Source organism: Paenibacillus sp. NPDC058174, assembly GCF_042883865.1.
Lineage (GTDB): Bacteria > Bacillota > Bacilli > Paenibacillales > Paenibacillaceae > Pristimantibacillus.
On sequence record NZ_JBHVUY010000001.1, the window covers coordinates 1,548,721 to 1,567,493 of the forward strand.

At 50.6% G+C, this 18,773-nt stretch carries 14 protein-coding genes and 1 pseudogene; 7 read left to right on the plus strand and 8 right to left on the minus strand.

Annotation, left to right across the window (positions count from 1 at the left end):
• From gerPC to ACFVVF_RS07140, 4 genes are all read left to right on the plus strand, one after another.
• Positions 1-651 (plus strand): spore germination protein GerPC, encoded by a 651-nt coding sequence (gerPC, locus tag ACFVVF_RS07125; RefSeq protein WP_387806697.1) that lies wholly within the window; start codon positions 1-3, stop codon positions 649-651.
• A gap of 42 nt (positions 652-693) precedes the next feature.
• Positions 694-930, plus strand: a complete 237-nt coding sequence (locus tag ACFVVF_RS07130; RefSeq protein ID WP_387806699.1) for a hypothetical protein — start codon at positions 694-696, stop codon at positions 928-930.
• Positions 930-1,364, plus strand: coding sequence for a spore germination protein GerPE (locus ACFVVF_RS07135; protein WP_387806701.1), 435 nt, complete (start codon positions 930-932; stop codon positions 1,362-1,364). The genes ACFVVF_RS07130 and ACFVVF_RS07135 overlap by 1 nt, the downstream gene beginning before the upstream one ends.
• 131 nt (positions 1,365-1,495) lie before the next feature.
• On the plus strand, positions 1,496-1,621 hold the full coding sequence (locus ACFVVF_RS07140) for a sporulation protein YjcZ (protein WP_188887519.1): 126 nt from the start codon (positions 1,496-1,498) through the stop codon (positions 1,619-1,621).
• 82 nt (positions 1,622-1,703) lie between these two features.
• On the opposite strand, the gene ACFVVF_RS07145 is transcribed toward ACFVVF_RS07140, so the two are convergent.
• The 5 genes from ACFVVF_RS07145 to glgB form a co-directional block, all read right to left on the minus strand.
• Complete coding sequence (locus ACFVVF_RS07145) at positions 1,704-3,683, minus strand: glycoside hydrolase family 15 protein (RefSeq protein ID WP_387806703.1); 1,980 nt, start codon at positions 3,681-3,683, stop codon at positions 1,704-1,706.
• Positions 3,665-5,128 (minus strand): glycogen synthase GlgA, encoded by a 1,464-nt coding sequence (gene glgA / locus ACFVVF_RS07150; RefSeq protein ID WP_387806705.1) that lies wholly within the window; start codon positions 5,126-5,128, stop codon positions 3,665-3,667. Before glgA ends, ACFVVF_RS07145 begins: the two co-directional genes overlap by 19 nt.
• A gap of 64 nt (positions 5,129-5,192) precedes the next feature.
• Positions 5,193-6,305 carry a glucose-1-phosphate adenylyltransferase subunit GlgD gene (glgD, locus tag ACFVVF_RS07155; RefSeq protein WP_387806707.1) on the minus strand — a complete coding sequence of 371 codons (1,113 nt, stop codon included), beginning with the start codon at positions 6,303-6,305 and terminating at the stop codon, positions 5,193-5,195.
• A complete protein-coding gene (locus ACFVVF_RS07160) occupies positions 6,302-7,468 on the minus strand; it encodes a glucose-1-phosphate adenylyltransferase (RefSeq protein WP_387806709.1) in 1,167 nt (388 codons plus the stop codon). The genes glgD and ACFVVF_RS07160 overlap by 4 nt, the downstream gene beginning before the upstream one ends.
• Before the next feature lie 16 nt (positions 7,469-7,484).
• Positions 7,485-9,392 carry a 1,4-alpha-glucan branching protein GlgB gene (gene glgB, locus ACFVVF_RS07165; RefSeq protein ID WP_387806711.1) on the minus strand — a complete coding sequence of 636 codons (1,908 nt, stop codon included), beginning with the start codon at positions 9,390-9,392 and terminating at the stop codon, positions 7,485-7,487.
• A 665-nt stretch (positions 9,393-10,057) separates the two neighbouring features.
• Between glgB and ACFVVF_RS07170 the strand changes: the two genes are divergently transcribed.
• The gene (locus ACFVVF_RS07170) at positions 10,058-10,954 is read left to right on the plus strand and encodes a helix-turn-helix domain-containing protein (RefSeq protein WP_387806713.1); all 897 of its coding nucleotides are present in this window, start codon (positions 10,058-10,060) and stop codon (positions 10,952-10,954) included.
• A gap of 41 nt (positions 10,955-10,995) precedes the next feature.
• Here the strand turns inward: ACFVVF_RS07170 and helD are convergent.
• A pseudogene (helD, locus tag ACFVVF_RS07175) lies at positions 10,996-13,343 on the minus strand (RNA polymerase recycling motor HelD).
• Between the two features lie 207 nt (positions 13,344-13,550).
• On the opposite strand from helD, the gene ACFVVF_RS07180 reads away from it, so the two are divergent.
• Complete coding sequence (locus ACFVVF_RS07180) at positions 13,551-14,246, plus strand: queuosine precursor transporter (RefSeq protein WP_387806715.1); 696 nt, start codon at positions 13,551-13,553, stop codon at positions 14,244-14,246.
• 59 nt (positions 14,247-14,305) lie between these two features.
• Here ACFVVF_RS07180 and ACFVVF_RS07185 read toward each other — a convergent pair whose 3' ends face one another.
• Both ACFVVF_RS07185 and ACFVVF_RS07190 read right to left on the minus strand, forming a co-directional pair.
• Positions 14,306-16,627 carry an alpha/beta hydrolase gene (locus ACFVVF_RS07185; protein WP_387806717.1) on the minus strand — a complete coding sequence of 774 codons (2,322 nt, stop codon included), beginning with the start codon at positions 16,625-16,627 and terminating at the stop codon, positions 14,306-14,308.
• Positions 16,612-17,412 (minus strand): ABC transporter ATP-binding protein, encoded by an 801-nt coding sequence (locus tag ACFVVF_RS07190; RefSeq protein ID WP_387806719.1) that lies wholly within the window; start codon positions 17,410-17,412, stop codon positions 16,612-16,614. The genes ACFVVF_RS07185 and ACFVVF_RS07190 overlap by 16 nt, the downstream gene beginning before the upstream one ends.
• Before the next feature lie 174 nt (positions 17,413-17,586).
• On the opposite strand from ACFVVF_RS07190, the gene ACFVVF_RS07195 reads away from it, so the two are divergent.
• Positions 17,587-18,216 (plus strand): GTP pyrophosphokinase, encoded by a 630-nt coding sequence (locus ACFVVF_RS07195; RefSeq protein ID WP_387806720.1) that lies wholly within the window; start codon positions 17,587-17,589, stop codon positions 18,214-18,216.
• Positions 18,217-18,773: the final 557 nt, after the last annotated feature.

The following is an 18,773-nucleotide window of genomic DNA, read 5'->3' on the forward strand; positions in this document are numbered from 1 at the left end:
ATGCAGCAGCAACCGAATGGCTACTCCCCTTGGCATGCTTGGCTGCATGAAGTTCAAACCAAGCTTAGCCGGCAGGAGGAGCAAATCCATTCCCTTGAATCGAAGCTGTCCGCCGTATGTGAGCAGCTGCAGCAGCTGGAAGCAAAACCAACCTACAAGATCGAAAACCTGCAATACCATTTCGATCAGTTGAAGGTAGAGAAGCTGGAGGGTACGCTCAATATCGGCATGACACCGCCGGGCTCAGAGTCGCCCCCGGGGGAAATCGAGCAGCTTTCTGCAGCCAAACAGAACGTCTTCCCTTCAGCCGCACCGGGCATCTCGCCGCCGCCTCCAGGAGGCCCTTTCAGCGATGTGCAGGCGCAAATGAATCAATATTTAGAAACAACTGCTCCGCAGAAGCTGATGCAGATGGAATCCGATATGGGGCTATCTCTTGATCCGTACCACCGCCGTTTAATTATTAACGATATTCGCAAGCAGCTGCCTACCCGGATTCACTACTATATGCAGACGGCAGCCAAAGAGCAAGACGGAGCGCCGCTTAACGCCGAAAGCGAGGCCGCATTCAAAGCGGATGTCATTGCCAAAACATCCCGTGACACCGACGCGGCCCTGCAGCAGTACTTACGCCAGCTGCAAAGCTCCTAGCATCGGCCTGATCTTGAATATGCAATATGGAGGTCGCTCACAATGATCCATTTCCACGTATATAACCATGCACTTGTCGTTGGCTCCATCGAAGTGCTTGGTGTTGCCAGCTCCTCCTCTCTGCAAGTGGGGGATACTGATTATATGACGCTATATTCCATGTTCGATACACCACCGGAATCCGTCATCGTCGGCCCGCTCGTCCCTTTCCCAAGCCCAGAGGGAGCTTCGCAGGCTATCGGCGAAACGGCAGAGCCGGAATCGGAAAACGAATCCTGATGCCGCCAGACAACCGTCAAGACGCCGGCTACCCCGTACGGACAGCAGAGATTTGCGGCCTTGCCCTCATTGATGTCTCGTTGTCTTCTATCATTCAACTGGGTGATCGGGGATACTATACACCCAAACTCCGGGCGCTTGCCGTACAGCGGGAGGAAGGACATGAAACGGCTGGCTCGGTCTATTTCGAGTCATACGAAATATTTGAGCGGCCGCTCCCGGTTTTGAATGATCCAGCATTCGAAGCAGAAGAAGCTGTCGTTATCCATCGAACCAACTGCTCTCCACGCATTAATGTTGGCTGCATCTTCGTTACTGCGGTCGGCGCCTCCTCCAGCGTGCAGGCCGGCAATACGATGGAAACGGTAGCTGAAGCCCGGATTAAGCATATCCGCCAATTTCGGAGGAAGCCGCAGTCTCCGGGCCGAAGGTAAGCACTGGGCATTTGCCACAATTACATTTGTACCGGTACAAACGTCCAATAATTACGGGCGCCGCCTTCATACATTAACCATGTGATGTGCTTCACTGCATCGCAAAATTCACATTCGGGAGGTTATGAACGGTGGGATACCCTGTAGCAGGTGCTAATGTAGGTTGCGTACCGGTAGGCGGTCTCTGGACGAGTACAGGCATCATTCTCGTTCTTTTCATTTTGCTCGTCATCATATCGCGCTCTTGGCTGTTCTAATTCAATAACTATACAGGTATAACAAAAAGCCGTCCCGGCGTTTCCAGCCGGGACGGCTTTTTGTTATGGTACAGCTGCTGTGCTACTCCTGTGGTTGTTGCTTCCCTTGCAGCTCCTTATATTTCTCCGCATATTTGCTGACGCTTTGCACCAAGGTCGCATGCGACCATGTGAGCGGCGCAACGGATAACGGCGTTCCATCATACGGATTCAGCTGCTCCGGCAGCAAACCGCTTTGCAGCGCATGATCGACAACCCATTGCAGCGTCCGCTTCGGCCCTTCAAGATCCGCGAGCGTCAAAGCCGATTCAATCTCATAGTTGGCTACCCACAACGTACAGATGATCCACGGGTTGCCCGGAACTTTATCAATCTCGCCCGATTGCTGGAAGTAATAATCATTGGTGTAGCGGGCGATTCCGCCGATATCCGTCCGAATCTGCAGACCATCCTTAATCGCGCGCATCGTCCTGGACACTTTGTCGTCATGCACCGGCAGCACGCCAAATTCCCAGATGCCGAACACACTGCTCTCCAGCGTCATATCCTTCACCCAGCGGTTATCCTTCTGAATAAGTCCGCGGGCGAATCTGCCGGACTCTTCATCCCACAGATGAGTTAGAATGCCCTGTTTAATCGTGCTTGCCGTATCTCTGTAATGATCGCTCCGTTCATAATCGCCGAACAGCTCGGTGAAGAAGGCTGCCGCCATCAGACCCGCATATACTGAGGAGGCTGTATACGTCCAGATGCCATAGCGTTCCTCCCACAGATCATAGCTTGGTTTCGGCAGCGAAAGCGACGGATCGATATATTCGCTCAGGAAGGAAGCCGCCTTGCGAATGAGATTGCTGTACAGCGATTGCGGCAGCTCAATCACTTGATTCCGCGAATAATCCTGCCAGAGCGCAAACAGGACAAGCGCCGTTTCATCCTCTTGAATCGGCAGTCTGCGGCTGCCCTGCACAATGTACGGATGCCAGCTTGAGCCAACCGTTCCGTCCGGATTGTACTTGTGGTACAAGTAGCCTTCCGGAGACAACGCCTGCGCGCAAAATTGGAAGAAGGGCGCGATCACGCTCTGATATCCGGCAAGCGACATTGCCTCCGCAATCAGCGCTCCGTCACGCGGCCACATATAGCTGTAATGATCCCGGTTGTATTGCAGGATATCGGTATCATTGGCAGCCAGTATTGCTCCCCGTTCATCCACCTGTGTCCGGACGAGCAGCAGGCTTTGCTTGAAGGCACGTACGATCGGCTTCGGCAAATCGCCAAGCTCCGTCTCCGCACGGCGCAGCCAATGCTTCCAATAGATAACCATTCGGCTGAGCAGCTTCTCGGGATTATTGTCTTGTACATATTGGTTCAGCGCTTTGACTTCCTCGAGATTTTTGCCGATCGACATCCAATAATAGATCGTCTTTTCTCCGTTTGGCGGAATAATCGTGCGGAAGCTGATCGTACTGTCGACCGAGCCTTGTGCAATCGTATTGCCCATCAGCACGCCATCCTCAGCATCCCGCCACGTCCCCTCTGCTGAGTGGAAACGTTTGATGCCGGTTGAATATTGCATCATTCCGCCTTCGTCGGTAGAGCCGCTGAACATGAAATAGTTCGACCGCTTGTAGTGGAATAACGTATTGTTTTCCGGATAATAAGCCGCCGTATCTCCTACCTCAGAGCCTTCAATCATCAGATCCTGATGGAAAAACAGTCTGGCTTCACGGGGCTCGCTTCTCCGGTTGCGGATGACGACACGCTTGATATAGATGCATTCCCGCTGATGGATGCCGTCGTTCATATGAAGCTCGACGTCCAGCCCGTCATGCCTTGCAATAATGTTCGTAACGAGCGAATCCTCGATATAGTCGAGCTCGAACCTCCATTCCGGCTCATCCAGCCAGGAGAATTGCCCCCCGATCCAAATGCCGAATCTGCAATAATGACCGCCCACATGATTCAACTGTCCGACATAGGGATAATAAATATCCCGGATATAACAGTGTTGATCGAGATTTAGCAGCAGCTTGCCGTTGCCGATTACGAGATGACGGGCCATAGCTCTTTCCCCTTTCGATCCGCAAGAAGTAGTTCATACAGTGCCATGTAGGCTTTAGCCGAACGGTTCCAACTATAGTCCTCTTTTGCCGCATTGGCGACAATCTGCTTCCAAGCCTTCTCATCCCTGTAGAATTGCAGAGCTCTCTTGACGGTATGCCAATAATCGTCTGCATTGTAATACGTAAAGCTGAAACCGTTCCCCTCGCCAGTATATTCATTGAAGGCGCGAACCGTATCCTTCAGCCCTCCAGTTTCACGAACGATAGGCACAGAGCGGTAGCGCAGCGCCAGCAGCTGGCTCAATCCGCAAGGCTCGAAGCGGGATGGCATCAGATACAAGTCGGAGCCGGCGTATATCCTTCTCGCAAGCCGGTCGTTATAACCGAGCCATACTGCCGCTTTGTCCGGATAACGGCGGACCGTATCGTTCATCAACGCTTCGTATTGCGGCTCTCCCGAGCCGAGTACAACGAGCTGCACGTCTTCCTGCATAAGAAGCTCCAGCTTGGCCGCAATGAGGTCAAATCCCTTCTGCTCCACAAGACGGGTCACAACGCCGATAAGCGGAACATCCTCCGATTGCGGCAAGTTCATCTCCCGCTGCAGATCCAGCTTGTTTTTCCGCTTGCGGCTCAATGAATTGCGGTACGGTGTATGCAGAGCAGCATCATTCATCGGATCAAACAGCTGCTCGTCGATGCCGTTAAGGATGCCGCTCAAGTCGCCCGACCGGTAGCGTAGCAGCTCGTCCAGCAGCTCACCGTACTCCCAGCCCTGTATCTCCTTCGCATAGGTCTCGCTAACCGTCGTCAGCTTGTCCGCATACACAAGTCCGCCCTTCATGCAGCTGGCAGCCCCGTGAAATTCAAGGCCGTCCGGACCGAACAACTCATCTCCGGCGCCAAGCAAATCCTTCAGCAGATCGATTCCGAACAAGCCCTGGTACTTGAGATTGTGGATCGTAAATACCGACTTCACTCCTGCCCAGGCTGGATCGTATGCATATCTTGTCCGGAGCAGGAAAGGAATGAGCCCTGTCTGCCAGTCATGACAATGAACGATGTCCGGCCGGAAATCCAGATAACGTGAAGCCTCCATCACTGCAAAGCAGAAAAATACGAACCGCTCCGCGTCGTCGCCATAGCCATACAAGCCTCTGCGTTTGAAATAGTGCTCATTATCGATTAAGTAATAGATAATGCCGTCAATCTCCGCCCTCAGCAGGCCGCAATATTGGTTGCGCCAGCTGAACGACACGTTAAACTCCGCAATCCGCTCGAATTGATCCATGTAGACCGTCGGGATTTCCTCATATTTCGGCATGATCACTCTCGCATCCGCTCCGCTTTCCCGCAAAGCCTTCGGAAGCGCCCCGGCTACGTCCGCGAGTCCGCCCGTCTTGGCCAGCGGCACCGCCTCTGAAGCTGCAAATAATAGGTTCATTGCATTCACCCCGTTATGTCCGCAATCGTTTGGCCGCCTATTGCCACATCAAGCGAGCCTGGAACTATATAATTTTACGCTTGCCTGCCAGAAACGGACTCGTCATCGTGCCGCGGATATCACGGTCGCATTGCACGCGGACATCCTTGTCCAGAATGCTGTACTGCACGATGCTGTTTTCACCGATATCGCCATTTTGCATAATGATGCTGTTGCGGACGACAGCCCCTTTTCGAATATGGACACCGCGGAAAATAATACTGTTCTCCACCGTCCCTTCAATCCGGCAGCCATTGGCTATAAGGGAATTGACCACCTTCGAGGTACCGAGATAGCGGGCGGGCGGTTCATCCTTCCCTTTCGTGAATACGGTCCCGGGCTGGAAGAACAGCTCTCGCCATACGTCCGGCCGCAGCAGGCTCATATTATGATCGTAGTAGCTGGCCAGCGTATTGACGACGCCCAGATAGCCCTCATACTTGTAACCGTAAATACGAAGCTGGTCGATCCGGGAGAAAATCGCATGCCGGACCAGATGATCCTGCCCCTGTGCCAGTGAAGTTTCCACAAGCTCCATCAGCAGTTCCTTCTTCATAATGTACATCTCCATAGAGATGGTGTCGCTCAGCATCCGGCCGTAGTGATCCTGAATGGCTGTAATCCGGCCATCGTCGTCCATCCTTACCTTACGCGCTCTTCCGAGCAGCTGTTCGGCCTGTTCCTTGCAGACGATCGTAATATCGGCCTCCCGCTCCTGGTGGTATTCGATAATCGGGCCAAAATCGACGTTGCATACCATATGACTGCGCGTAATCACGACATACTCCAGTGTCGAGCGGTTAAAGTAATCGCGGTGCTGATAGAAATGGTAGAGATCGCCGCGGCTGATTTCCTGAATATCATCGGTTGCCGGCGGCAGCAGGAACAAGCCGCTTTGGCGGTTGTTCAAGTCCCAATGGCTTCCGGAGCCTACATGATCCATTAGCGAGCGGTACTTTTTATGGGCAAAAATCGCTACTTTATGAATGCCGGAGTTGACCATGCTGGACAACGCAAAGTCGATCAATCTGTATCTGGCGCCAAAAGGCACCGTTGCAAGGCAGCGGCTTTGCGTAAGCCGCTCCAGTTCATCCGTCTCATGAATCAAATTAATGACGCCCATCACCCGGTGCTTCATGACGGCTCCACCTCCAGCAGCATATGGTCATTCCCGACAAATTCACCTACCGCCACAACCGTAATAGAATCATCCTCCGGATTGCCGACCGTGACGCCGTCCTCGATAATGGCTCCTTCTCCGATTATGGCGCGGTATATTTTCGCACCCTCGCCTATCCTTACGTTTGGCATGACAACCGATTCGCTTACTTCACTGTCTCTCCCCGCATGAACGCCGTAGAACAGCACGGAGCGCTCGATGCTCCCTTCAATAATGCAGCCCTCCGTCACCATCGACGCCGACAGCTTCGCATCGGGCGAGACGAACTGCGCCGGCCGGTTAGGGCTGACGGAATAAATGCGCCATTCCGGATCGGCGAGGTCGAGCGACGGCTCATCGGCCAGCAAATCCATATTGGCCTCCCATAAGCTCTCGATCGTACCCACATCCTTCCAATAACCCTTGAAGGAATAAGCGCTAAGATGCAAGCCGTCCTTCAGCATTGCCGGAATGATATCTTTGCCGAAGTCATGACTGGAGCTGCGGTTCGCTTCGTCATACACCAAATATTTTTGCAGCAGCGCCCATGAGAAAATATAGACGCCCATCGAAGCGATATTGCTTTTTGGCGCTTTCGGCTTCTCCTCGAAGGCTGTAATCCGATCCTCGTCGTCTACATGCATGACGCCAAAGCGGCTCGCTTCCTTCCAGTCCACTTCAATTCCCGCTATCGTTAAATCCGCGCCGCTGCGTTTATGATGCTGCAGCATCAGATCATAGTCCATTTTATAAATGTGATCACCCGAAATGACGAGCACATAGCCCGGATTGTAGCGCTCGATAAACGCCATATTTTGATAGATGGCATTCGCGGTTCCCGTATACCAGACACCGCCTTTCTGCTTCACGTAAGGAGGCAAAATAGCCATCCCGCCATCCTTGCGGTCAAGTCCCCACGGCGTGCCGATACCTAAATAGCGGTTCAGCTCAAGCGGCTGGTATTGCGTCAGCACCCCTACCGTATCAATCCCGGAATGGGCGCAATTGCTAAGCGTGAAATCTATGATCCGGTATTTCCCTCCGAAGTAGACGGCTGGCTTGGCCAGATCCTTGGTTAATACGCCAAGTCTTTTTCCTTCTCCTCCGGCCAACAGCATTGCAACCATTTCTTTACGGCCCATGGACACCAACTCCTTCTTAATGTGTGTCCCCCAGATCATAGCTGAGTAATTGGAAGGATAGAGGGGGGAGATGTAGTGAAATGCTTTGGTTGTAGCCGTGCCAAGCAACGTTCTCGCTGACGAATTTCAGCGAATGCTGAGTTTCATAGCCTCCGAAGCGCTCATCATCACTGTTCATAATCGTCCGGTATATGCCTGCCTCCGGAACTCCGATCCGATAGCTGGCGTAGCCGGTGCGAGAGAAATTCGCTACGATGATGGAAAATCTTTTTTTGCCATAACGAATAAAGGATATGATAGATTGCTGAGCATTATGAACGTCAATCCATTGAAATGCCGCAGCATCGCAGTCTCTTTCCCAGAGCGAAGGCTCCGATACATAGAGAGTATTGAGCGTCTGGACGTAGTGCTTCATTTTCCCGTGCAAATCATAATCAAGCAGCATCCAGTCTAGCGTTTCGGCATCTTTCCATTCATCGAATTGTCCCCATTCACCGCCCATAAAGAGCAGCTTCTTGCCGGGATGAGTCATCCAATACCCGTAAAACAACCGGAGCTGAGCGAATTTCTCCTCATAAGTGCCGGGCATTTTGTTAAGCAGCGAGCGTTTGCCGTGTACAACTTCATCATGTGAAAGCGGAAGCAAATAGTTTTCAGAGAAAGCGTATAGCAGAGAGAAAGTAATTAAGTGGTGGTATTGCGGGCGGTCAGCCGGATCATGCGACATATAACGGAGAATATCGTTCATCCAGCCCATATTCCATTTGAAATTGAATCCTAGCCCGCCTAAGTATGTAGGAGAGGTGACTGCGGGCCATGCGGAAGAATCTTCTGCAAGCATCAGTGTGTGAGGGAAATAGTGAAATACCGTTTCGTTCAATCGTTTCAAAAAGCGCAGCGCGTCCAAATTGTCCGTACCGCCAAGCTTATTCCAGGTGTATTGCTCCCGCGGTTTGTCCATATGCAGATTGATCATGCTGGCAACCGCGTCGACCCGAAGGCCGTCGATATGATACATTTCCATCCAATAGACAGCATTGGAAATCAGGAAACTTACTACTTCGTTTTTGCTAAAATCAAAAGCCAATGTCCCCCATAGCGGCTTATCGGCAAGCTTTTCGTCAGGCCCTTCAAAAATCGGCATGCCGTCGAATAGACGCAGCCCGTGATCGTCCCGGCAGAAATGACCGGGCACCCAGTCCAGAATAACGCCGATTCCGCGCTCATGGCAGCAGTCGACGAAATGCATAAGCTGCTTGGGCCTGCCAAAACGGCTGGACGGAGCATAAAAGCCCGTAATTTGATAGCCCCAGGATTGATCGAAAGGGTGTTCGGCAAGCGGCATTAATTCAATATGCGTATAGCCCATTTCGGCCGCATAAGGAACCAGCTCGGATGCAAGCTCATCATAAGTGAGGAAAACCTCCTTGCCTTTCGTCTTCCACGATCCGGCGTGCACTTCATATACAAGCAGCGGATTTGTATACGCGGAACGTCCTTCCTTGCTGTTGACCCATCGCTCGTCACGCCAAGGAAAATCGTTCAAATCGGTAATGACGGAGGCGGTCAAGGGCCGCCTCTCCGCCAGAAAAGCATAGGGATCAGCTTTAAGCAGCCGCTCCCCGCTCGGGGTTGTAATCTCGTACTTATAAGTCTCGCCTTCGCCAATGCCGGCAATGAAAGAAGCCCAAATACCGGTGGTGCCGATTCGCTCCATAGCGTGAATACCGCTGTCCCAATCGTTAAAGCTGCCAACGATATGAACTTCAGCGGCATTAGGAGCCCATACTGCAAATCTGACGCCATAAACGCCGTTCAATGCAATCGGGTGCGCGCCCATGTACCGGTAGCTGTGATAGGCGCTTCCCTCGTTGAACAAATACAAATCGCTCATAGACAAGCCGTAAGGTGCCGTTTGGATCAAGTTGGACGTTCACCTCCGCAGTTTGATTTGTACTGCAGTATCAGGATGATATACCTATAAAGCAAGACTGATTTAATACCATTATACATCTTCCCTTGAAAAATGACACCCCATTTTCAAAACGTGTCAGATTAACTCACATTAATCTAACCTTTACCGTTCGCCATCACTCTCTGTATGTAATAATGTTTGGCGCAGTAACCCTTTGTCGCTGCCTCCTTCGTGCAGCTGACCCATTTGCAGGTCGTTTTGATTTTCTCCTTTCTTGGTCTTACGGTCATCGGATCACCATGTCTAAGCATTCTTTGGTGATGCATGGAACATAACTGTTTTGCTTTGATCGGTTTGTTGCAATTTTCCATGCTGCAAATATCCATGTTGTAAGACTACCCCTCCAATTATGTACAAAACATCTCTGTCTCTAACAATAGTATAAGGATGTTAAGAGGAAATAAAGTGTTCAAAAAGCGGAAAATACCACTTATAACGCATAAGCCGCTGTTTTTCCGGCGACAGCTTGCCTCTGAAGCTCCTAAGTTTAAATAATTAAACAAGCGGTCATGAAATTCCTGTTAAACCCGCTAATTAATTCAATTTACTTGTATAGGGGTATAACTTCTCTTATACTCGTTTAGTAATAAACGAAACTGGGAGGAAGGCTGTCTTTGGATTTGTATCATCATATTTTTTTAATTCTGGACCGGCCGATGGCCATCATCCGCAATCTGCACAATACCGCAAGCTTAGTCGAAGCCAACGATGCTTTCAGCCGTTTAATGGGCTGTTCGATAGAAGAATTGAAAGGGCACTGTGCACGCAGCATCATTGAGCAGTATTCCGTACAAGCTGCTGCCCGGCCTTATCAAAGGGAAACCTATCTCTGCACAGGCAAGCGCCGCACGCCAATCCGCATGGATCATACGCCATTGCCCGGCATTAGCGGGGAAACAGGCTGCCTGTCCCTCCTCCAAGTCGAGGATCTTAGCGCGCAGAGATGGATCGAAGAGCAATTTGAGCACACTAAAGTGCTCATCAGCGGAATTGTCGACTCTACCTATCACATCCGCATATTGAGAGATTTCTACGCGCCGCTGCTGCTTAAGCCGGAAAATAGTCTGGAAGACGAAAACTATTTGCAGTTTATTTCCGAGCAGGAATTTGAACGGATTCAGAAAGCGCTGGAAACCGCCGGCAAATTAAAAAAAGCGAATAATATTAAAGTGAAGACGAACAAGCTTGGCGGGGTCGAGTTTGAGCTCTCGATCACGTTCACCCCTATTTACGACGGCTTCGGCAGCGTCAAGGAATATGCATTCATCATTTGGGATCTGAAGCCCGTTAGCGAAGGTGTCGATTCCTCTATGCGGCTGAAAATATGGATGGCGAAACGTGATATGAGTGCAAATCAATTATCAGCAGCTACCCACATTTCGCTTCAGACGATATCAAAGCTCAGAAACGGGAAAATTGAAAAGCCCCAGCGGCTCACAGCTGAGCTGATCGCTTCGGAGCTTAAAGTGGATGTGGCAGAAATATGGCCGGAGGTGCGGCGCGGCCGCTAATCCGCCCTGCAGCTCCGGCCATCCCGCTCTCATCCCATGTGCTATAGAGCTAAGCTTGGGAGCGCACGGTCTAAAAACCTTGTCGGCTCGCCGGTACTAAATATATGCAAGTCATGCATCGCCCGGGTACAAGCGGTATAGAACAGTCTCCGTTCGCTTTCTTGGTTATAGACATCATTCGAAGCATCGAAAATAATGACCGCGTCAAACTCCACGCCCTTTGCCAAATACGAAGGAATAACGACCGTCCCTTGCTCAAAGGTGACGGTTTCTTTGGCAATAAGGCGAAGTTCAGGGTTCGCCGCCTTTAATGCCTCGTAAGCCTCCCCACTTTCCTTAGCCGTCTTCGCAATGACCGCAATCGACTGCGCCCCGTCCTTCTGGAATTCGGCAATTTTCTCCCCAATCAGACGGATTTGCTCGTTCTTGTCATGTACAACCGTAAAGGCCGGTTTTTCACCATGCCGGTTGAAGGGAATAATCTGTTCTCCGTCCTCGATTATAAGGCTCGTAAAGTCAATGATTTCCCGAGTCGAGCGATAGCTGCGATTCAGGATAATCTTCTCCGTCTCTGCCTCGGTGAATAGTTCGGAAAGCGGCTGAAAACCGTTGCATGGGCGAAGATCGACTGATTGACGTCGCCGAGCACCGTCATTTTAGCCATTGGGAAGATGCGCTTCAAGTAATGAAATTGGAACGGCGAATAATCCTGCGCCTCGTCAATGAATACATGACGGACTGAAGTATTCGTCTGGAACCCTTCGATTAAATCTTTCAGATATAAGTATGGCGTTGCGTCCTCATAATGCAGAACGCCTGCAGCAAGCTGATCAAGCGTTAGCCCGCAAATTTGCTTCCAGTTCTCAGGAATCGATGATTGCTCGTCATTCAACAGGCTGCTCGCTTTGGCCGGATCTGCGAACAGCTCGCGATAAATCGAAGGCAGGTCGATGAACTTCAGCTTCTTCACTCTGCTGCGCAGCCGTTTGAAGCGCTCTTGAACGATCATCGCGGCCAGTATATCCTTCTCCCGGTCCAGATCGCCGAAGGAATCGTCCGTCAGCTGTTCCTTACGGAGCAGCTCATTAAATGCATGCATATAGGCTTCGTTGTCCAGAAGCTCCATCTCATCCTCGACCCATTGCTTCTTGCGCTCTTTGCGGCTCAGAATGGTCAGCTCCTTAAGCAGCCATTCCGAGACCATCCGAATCCGGTTCGACAGCGACAGCGTGCCGTTCAAGCTATAAAACCGCTCCTGTATCGCCTCTGCGGAGATCAGATTCCGGCCGCGGAATTTGATCGCCTTGAACCTTAGTCCAGTGCCGCTCAACGAATCGGCGTAACGGACAATCAGCGACATAAACGATGCGCCGCTTTTATAACGGATCGCAGCCAGCCGCGTTTCATACTCCGGCTGGCCGATCGCGCCAAGCGTATATTCCATTTGAGCAAAAGGATCCTCCAGCGCAAACGACTGGCCCAGCCGGTGTTCCACGTATTGCTGATACGTCGTCTGCTGCATGTTCTGCTCGCCAAGCTCCGGCAATACAGTCGATACGTAGCTGTTGAACATCGGGTTCGGCGAGAACAAAACGACCTGATCAGCCGTCAGCGTATCACGGTAACGGTACAGCAAGTAGGCAATCCGCTGCAGTGCCGCCGATGTTTTTCCGCTGCCAGCCGCTCCCTGCACGACCAGCAGCTTTGCCCGCTCATTGCGGATAATTAGGTTCTGCTCCCGCTGAATGGTAGCGACGATGCTTTTCATTTGCGCATCCGACTGTTTGCCCAGCACCTCTTGCAGCAGCTCATCGCCGATCGTAACACCGGTGTCGAACATGCCGGCAATATTGCCGCGACGGATGACATATTGCCGTTTCAGCGTCATCTCGCCTTCAATTTCCCCTGTGGGCGTATCGTATTTCGCCGGACCCGGCGAGTAATCGTAATACAGGCTGGACACAGGTGCCCGCCAATCATAAATCAAATAATTCGTTCCGCTCTCATCAAGCAAGGATCCGACACCTAAATAAATGGACTCAAGCTCAGCCTCGTCTTCCCCATTCGTTTCTTGAACGAAGTCGACACGGCCAAAGTAAGGCGATTGCTCCAGCTTCAGCAGCAGCTTCAGCTGGCGCTCCGCGCGTCCATGCGCGTGCTCGCGCTCGATAAGCACCTCTGCCTGCTGCTTCAAGCTGGCCGCCGTCTCCGCTGCTTCTGCGGCATCTTCGAAGTTGACGGTCACGTCGTCCCAGAAATCACGCCTAATGTCGACTATATCTGTACGCACTTCGCCAGTCTGCTCCCGCAGCGTATTAATTTGTTCGCTTATCCAGCCAACGACCCGGTCGACGCGTTTCTGTTCTGCCTTAATCTGTTCATCCTCCATCGTTCCTAATCGCTCCTTTATGCCTAAGTATTGAAATATTGTATCATTGCCGATTTGTCCTAAGGAAAGGATTTTGCTATTGCCCCTAACCGGACGAGCGATTATAATGACTAGGGCAGAAATACTATCATACACGTTGCTCTGTGCCACAGCAAGCCGCGGTTCGCAAACTCCCGCGTTATCAAAACTAGGAGGTTTCGTTTCACTATGTTTAATTTGTCGTTAGGTGTCTTCTTTATGCTCGTCCATTTCTCGCTTTTTCTTCTGTCTTACCGGTTGTTCGGCCGGATCGGCGTCTACGCCTGGATTGGCATGGCCACTGTGCTGGCTAATATTCAAGTAGTCAAGACGATTGATATGCCTTTTGGCATCGTCATTACACTCGGCAATACGATGTACGGCACGATCTATTTGGCTTCCGACCTGCTGAACGAGAAGTATGGCGAGAAAGCAGCCAAAAAAGCGGTATGGTTCGGCTTCTTCACCTTGCTCGCTTCAACAGCCATTATGCAGCTGGCTCTTCTGTTCGAGCCGTCTTCCAATGAAATGGCGCAGCAATCGCAAGATGCGATGCAGACGATCTTTGGCCTGCTGCCGCAAATTGCGCTTGGCAGCCTATGCGCTTATTTTGTCAGCCAGTTTCTTGACGTTCGTATTTATTCCATGCTGAAGCGGGCTTTCCCCGCGCCTAATCAGCTTTGGATTCGAAATAACGGAAGCACCGTTGTCAGTCAGCTTGTCGATACGCTTATTTTCTGCACGATTGCATTCGCTGGCATGTATGAGATGAAGGTGTGGCTGTCCGTATTTTTATCCACCTACATCATTAAATTCCTCGTCTCGGTTTGCTCTACTCCATTCCTCTATGCGGCTAGGAGCTTTAAGTTCAAAGAGGGGCAGTAGAACGGCCCGTGTATCCAAAAAAAGGCAACCGTCATTGCGACGAATTGCCTTTTTGCTGTTTATTGTGAAAAACCGATATCGCCCAGCACTACCTTGCCCGGGCCTTCTTCCACACGGAACGAAATTTCAGAGACCTGCAGATCGGATAATGGAACTCCCGCTTCTTCGGCAAAGTGAGCCAGCGGCAACCGGTAGGTTTGGAACACTGGTTCTGCGGAATCTTTGTACTTGCCGTCTTTAATTCGCTTCTCCAGCCAAGGAATATTCAGATAGGTAGAATCGAACGGATTCGGAACCTCCATGAACTGATCGAGCGGCAGTTCTACGGTGCTGCCATCAGTCGTGACAATCTCGATCGCGATGTTTGGCTGCGGCGGTAATGCCGCAGCGGTATCCACCGCGCTGTCCGCAGACGCTTCTCCCGGGCTCTCCATCTCCAGTTCCATCGCAAGATTGGCAATCGAGAACGTAAGAACATGCTGTTCCTCCTCCGCGACTGCAGTACTGTACGATTCAGGAAGATTTAATGTCAAAGATCCGCTGTCCTCCCACTCGATAACGACGCCTTTTGACCCTTTACTGCCATCATCCATCAAGCTGGAATCCGACATCTGAAGCATGCCGTCGGTCTCAAGCTTTCCGCCTGCCGGAAGCTTTGCCTTGTTCGAATCTTCGGGGAATGTTGCGGCTGCGGCAAAGCTGGAATCCTCGTAACGGCTCACATACCCGGTCGATGCAGGCAGCCAATCCGCTCCAGAACGATAATCCTGGAATAACGGTTCATAGCCCTCTTGACCGTTCAATGTCGTTTCGAGAAAGGCAGATACATAAACCTTGGCAATTTGCCTCTGCTCCTCGGCTTTCAGCATTCCTTTCTGATTTAGCAGCAAGCCTCCCGGCAAGCTTTCATCCATCGTACCCCAATCCGAATTGAACCGGCTATGATTGGCCTCTGCAATATATAACGAGGCTTTGAAGTGATTCGCTGTCTCTTGGGAGAAACTAGTCCGGCTGTATTGCCGGTCGCCATAAAAGCTGTTCACATCGGCATCGCGCGCACCTTGCAGCGTCAAATAATTGACATCCTGAAGCATTGCCAGCTTATCATCAATTTCCTTATCCGTTGGCGCCAGTGCGACAACGGATTGAATATGGAGCGAATCCAGACTATCCAAGGACTTGTCCTCAGCGAACCATTGGTTCCTGTCTGCGGCCATCGCTACCGCTTGGCCTCCTCTGGAATGGCCAATAAGCGCAACCTGCTCCAAATTGACTTTCCCGTAAAAAGCGCTGTCCGGCTGCTCGTTAAACGTCTGAATCTGCTGCAAATGTTTCAGCAGCATCCACGCCCGGACTTTGAAATCTTGATCCGGAATGCCCGACCACGCGGAATAATTCAGGAAATTCTCATCTACCGAAACAGCGATCATCCCCCGGCTTGCCAGCAGCTCACCCAAATAGCGATAGCCGCCATCAGAGAAGTCCTCCATCAGATGGTTGCCGTGAACGATCAGAACCAGCGGGAACTCTCCTTCTCCCTCTGGCATCCAGACCGTACCGTTTACAGGCAGCTTCTCCTCGTCAAATCCCCAAAACAGCTCTTTCAGCCACGGCCACTTTGTTATATAGCCGGAAGCATCTACAGAGCTGGTAATAAGCTCTGTACCGCTGCGGAATGACTTGCGCTGGCGATCATCACCGCTGCCGTAAGTAAACTCCCGGTATTGGAAGCTCCCGGGCTCCGAAGGATCCGCCAGCTGAAGGTGCTCCGGTCCGATAACCGCCGGGACGCTAACGTCTGCCGCTGCTGAATCAGCATCATGCTGGATGGCTGAAGAGGGCTCTGCTACTCCTTCTCCCAGCGGATATAGGATAGCGGCCGCCGAAACGGCTGATATCGCAGCTGCTGCAGCTACCCACTTCACGCCTTTGAGCTTATAACGCCAGATCCAGCCCGCTGCAATGCCGATAAACGCGCCTACAATGGCAAAAGCTCCGGCCATCCATATGGAAGGCCAGACGCCAAATGATAAGTGGAAGAAGACGAAATAAGCTAAAGTCGCCGTATAGCCTAGAAATCCGAGAAATAACCGCGGCACCGGCAAGTACATCAATGACAGCAGTATGGCAATCGCTTGGGTAGCAAAAATAAGCACGAACCCGCTTGCCAGAACAAACGCTCCAATATCAGCAACTGCGCCAAAGCCCGTGGGCATTCCAAGCGCTGCAAGACCGGATATAAACGAGCTGAAAATGAGCAGTGCAGCCGAGCTGCATCGCCAAATATAGCTGTCATGCTCCAGACGGTTGGCGATCCGATTGCTCAGCCAGTGCGCAAATCTCTTTTTTCTTGGCGGAGCTAGATTTAGCTGGAGGTCCATAACGGCTCCGTTTGTTTGACAAACAGCCAATTGCGCCCGTCTCTGCGCTCCACTTCTACTGGTACATCAAAAAAACGGCTCATAACATCCGACGTTAATACCTGCTCCGTTGCACCGGAATCAAACACCTCTCCTTGCTTCAGCAGCAAGGTCTTATTGAAGCAAGGCAATATTTCCTCTACATGATGGGTAACGTAAATGACAGTTGGGGCATCCTCGCGAGCGACGACTTTATTGATCATCCCCAGCAATTGCTCTCTCGCAAACACGTCCAGACCTGTACAAGGTTCATCTAAAATAAGCAATTGAGGCTTCGCCATCAAAGCTCTCGCAATCAGAATCCGCTGCCGCTGTCCTTGGGACAGCGTATCGTAGGTGCGGCTGACAAGCGATGCGCAGCCAAGGCTTGTCATCAATGACAGCGCCTGCTCCTTATCTGCTTCATCCGTCTGGTCATATAGACCAATCGTGGCAAATTTTCCGCTAAGCACGATATGAAGCGCTGTCTCGCTGCCATACAGCTTTTGCTGAAGCGATGTGCTGACCCAGCCGATGCTTTTGCGAAGCTCGCGCAAATCGTATTCGCCGAATTTTTTGCCAAGTACTTCAATCTGACCTTTCGTTGGCCAAATATATCCATTAATCATATTGAGCAGCGTCGTTTTGCCCGATCCGTTAAGACCAAGCAGACACCAGTGCTCGCCATCCTTAACCTGCCAGTCTACATCCTTTAATATCTTTTCATCATTGCGTTCCCAACAAGCATTATGAATATCAATTATCATCGTCCGTTCCCTCCCATATAGAGAATTATAGGTAAATTTCGCAGACCATTCAATCCAAATTTAATGTCAATACAGGAACGCGTTTTCGGCAGAAAGGAAATCTGTCCGGGAACATGGTACAATAGAGCGTACAGAATAGATTCGAAGTAAATTATTTAGGAGTGAACCTTTACGATGAAGCCAAATCAGTTAAAGCAATGGGCGCACTTTTTTCTTACGTATAAATTTGCACTTGATGAAGTTGAGACGAAGCTCAACATACTGAACGAGGAATTTCAATTCATTCATGACTACAACCCGATTGAGCATGTAAAGACGCGGATCAAGACGCCAGAGAGTGTAATGGAAAAGCTTAGACGCAAAAATCTCGATATTTCGCTGGAAAATGCTAAATCCCACATTCGGGACATTGCCGGAGTACGGGTCATTTGTTCTTTCTCCAACGACATCTACCACATTCTCGACATGATCTGCAAGCAATCCGACGTCAAGGTTATTGAAGTGAAGGATTATGTCAAAAATCCAAAGCCTAATGGCTACAAAAGCGTTCATCTGATTGTAGAGATTCCTGTGTTTCTTACAAATCGTATGGAAAATGTCTTAGTGGAGATCCAAATCCGGACAAGTGCGATGGATTTCTGGGCCAGTCTGGAGCATAAAATTTATTACAAATTTCATGAGGGCATCCCTCCGGAAATTAGACAACAGCTGAAGGAATCGGCGGACATGATCAGTGCGCTCGATCAGCGGATGCTTTCGTTGAACGAGAAGGTGCTTCAGCATTTTGCGCTTACGATTGAGTAATCGGAGCATTCGAGCTAACCCAGGGGTCGCTGCGCGCTTTGGTTCATGCTGCCATTCTTGATTCCATCTCCTATCGCTTACACGATGAATGATGGATAGAATCGGCAAAAAGTCATCCTGAACTCAAAGCGCTCCGCTCTCCCTTAGGCCGGCCCTGAACGACACAGACCTTCGAACTGGGTTTGAGCCATAACGAGCAGGGTTTGCGCGAATTGATAACAGTCAAAATGTAAAAGTACATGCTGTTCAGCTATTATTCGACGATTTATCTCTTCAAAATGTAAAAGTGCAGGTTGATCGGCTTAAAAAGCACAGAATTAGCTTAATTGAGCGTTTTTTAAATGTACTTTTACATTTTGATCGGTGTTTTTCGCATTTTGGGGTTTATCAACCTGCACTTTTGCATTTTGATTGTTTTTCGAACCTTAATGGCGTGTTACAAAGACAATTTCCAATCAAAAAAAACCCTGCGTTTTTGCGAACGCAGGGTTTTTTTTTGGTTAGAAACATTTATACGTTGAAGCCATTATGGGCTTCGGAATAACGTTGACCTGAAC

Excerpts from the sequence above, each read along its gene's own strand:
- gerPC (WP_387806697.1), top strand. The coding sequence starts at position 1 with ATGCAGCAGCAACCGAATGGCTACTCCCCTTGGCATGCTTGGCTGCAT.
- ACFVVF_RS07130 (WP_387806699.1), top strand. The coding sequence starts at position 694 with ATGATCCATTTCCACGTATATAACCATGCACTTGTCGTTGGCTCCATC.
- ACFVVF_RS07135 (WP_387806701.1), top strand. The coding sequence starts at position 930 with ATGCCGCCAGACAACCGTCAAGACGCCGGCTACCCCGTACGGACAGCA.
- ACFVVF_RS07145 (WP_387806703.1), bottom strand. The coding sequence starts at position 3,683 with ATGGCCCGTCATCTCGTAATCGGCAACGGCAAGCTGCTGCTAAATCTC.
- glgA (WP_387806705.1), bottom strand. The coding sequence starts at position 5,128 with ATGAACCTATTATTTGCAGCTTCAGAGGCGGTGCCGCTGGCCAAGACG.
- glgD (WP_387806707.1), bottom strand. The coding sequence starts at position 6,305 with ATGAAGCACCGGGTGATGGGCGTCATTAATTTGATTCATGAGACGGAT.
- ACFVVF_RS07160 (WP_387806709.1), bottom strand. The coding sequence starts at position 7,468 with ATGGGCCGTAAAGAAATGGTTGCAATGCTGTTGGCCGGAGGAGAAGGA.
- ACFVVF_RS07180 (WP_387806715.1), top strand. The coding sequence starts at position 13,551 with ATGTTTAATTTGTCGTTAGGTGTCTTCTTTATGCTCGTCCATTTCTCG.
- ACFVVF_RS07185 (WP_387806717.1), bottom strand. The coding sequence starts at position 16,627 with ATGGACCTCCAGCTAAATCTAGCTCCGCCAAGAAAAAAGAGATTTGCG.
- ACFVVF_RS07190 (WP_387806719.1), bottom strand. The coding sequence starts at position 17,412 with ATGATAATTGATATTCATAATGCTTGTTGGGAACGCAATGATGAAAAG.
- ACFVVF_RS07195 (WP_387806720.1), top strand. The coding sequence starts at position 17,587 with ATGAAGCCAAATCAGTTAAAGCAATGGGCGCACTTTTTTCTTACGTAT.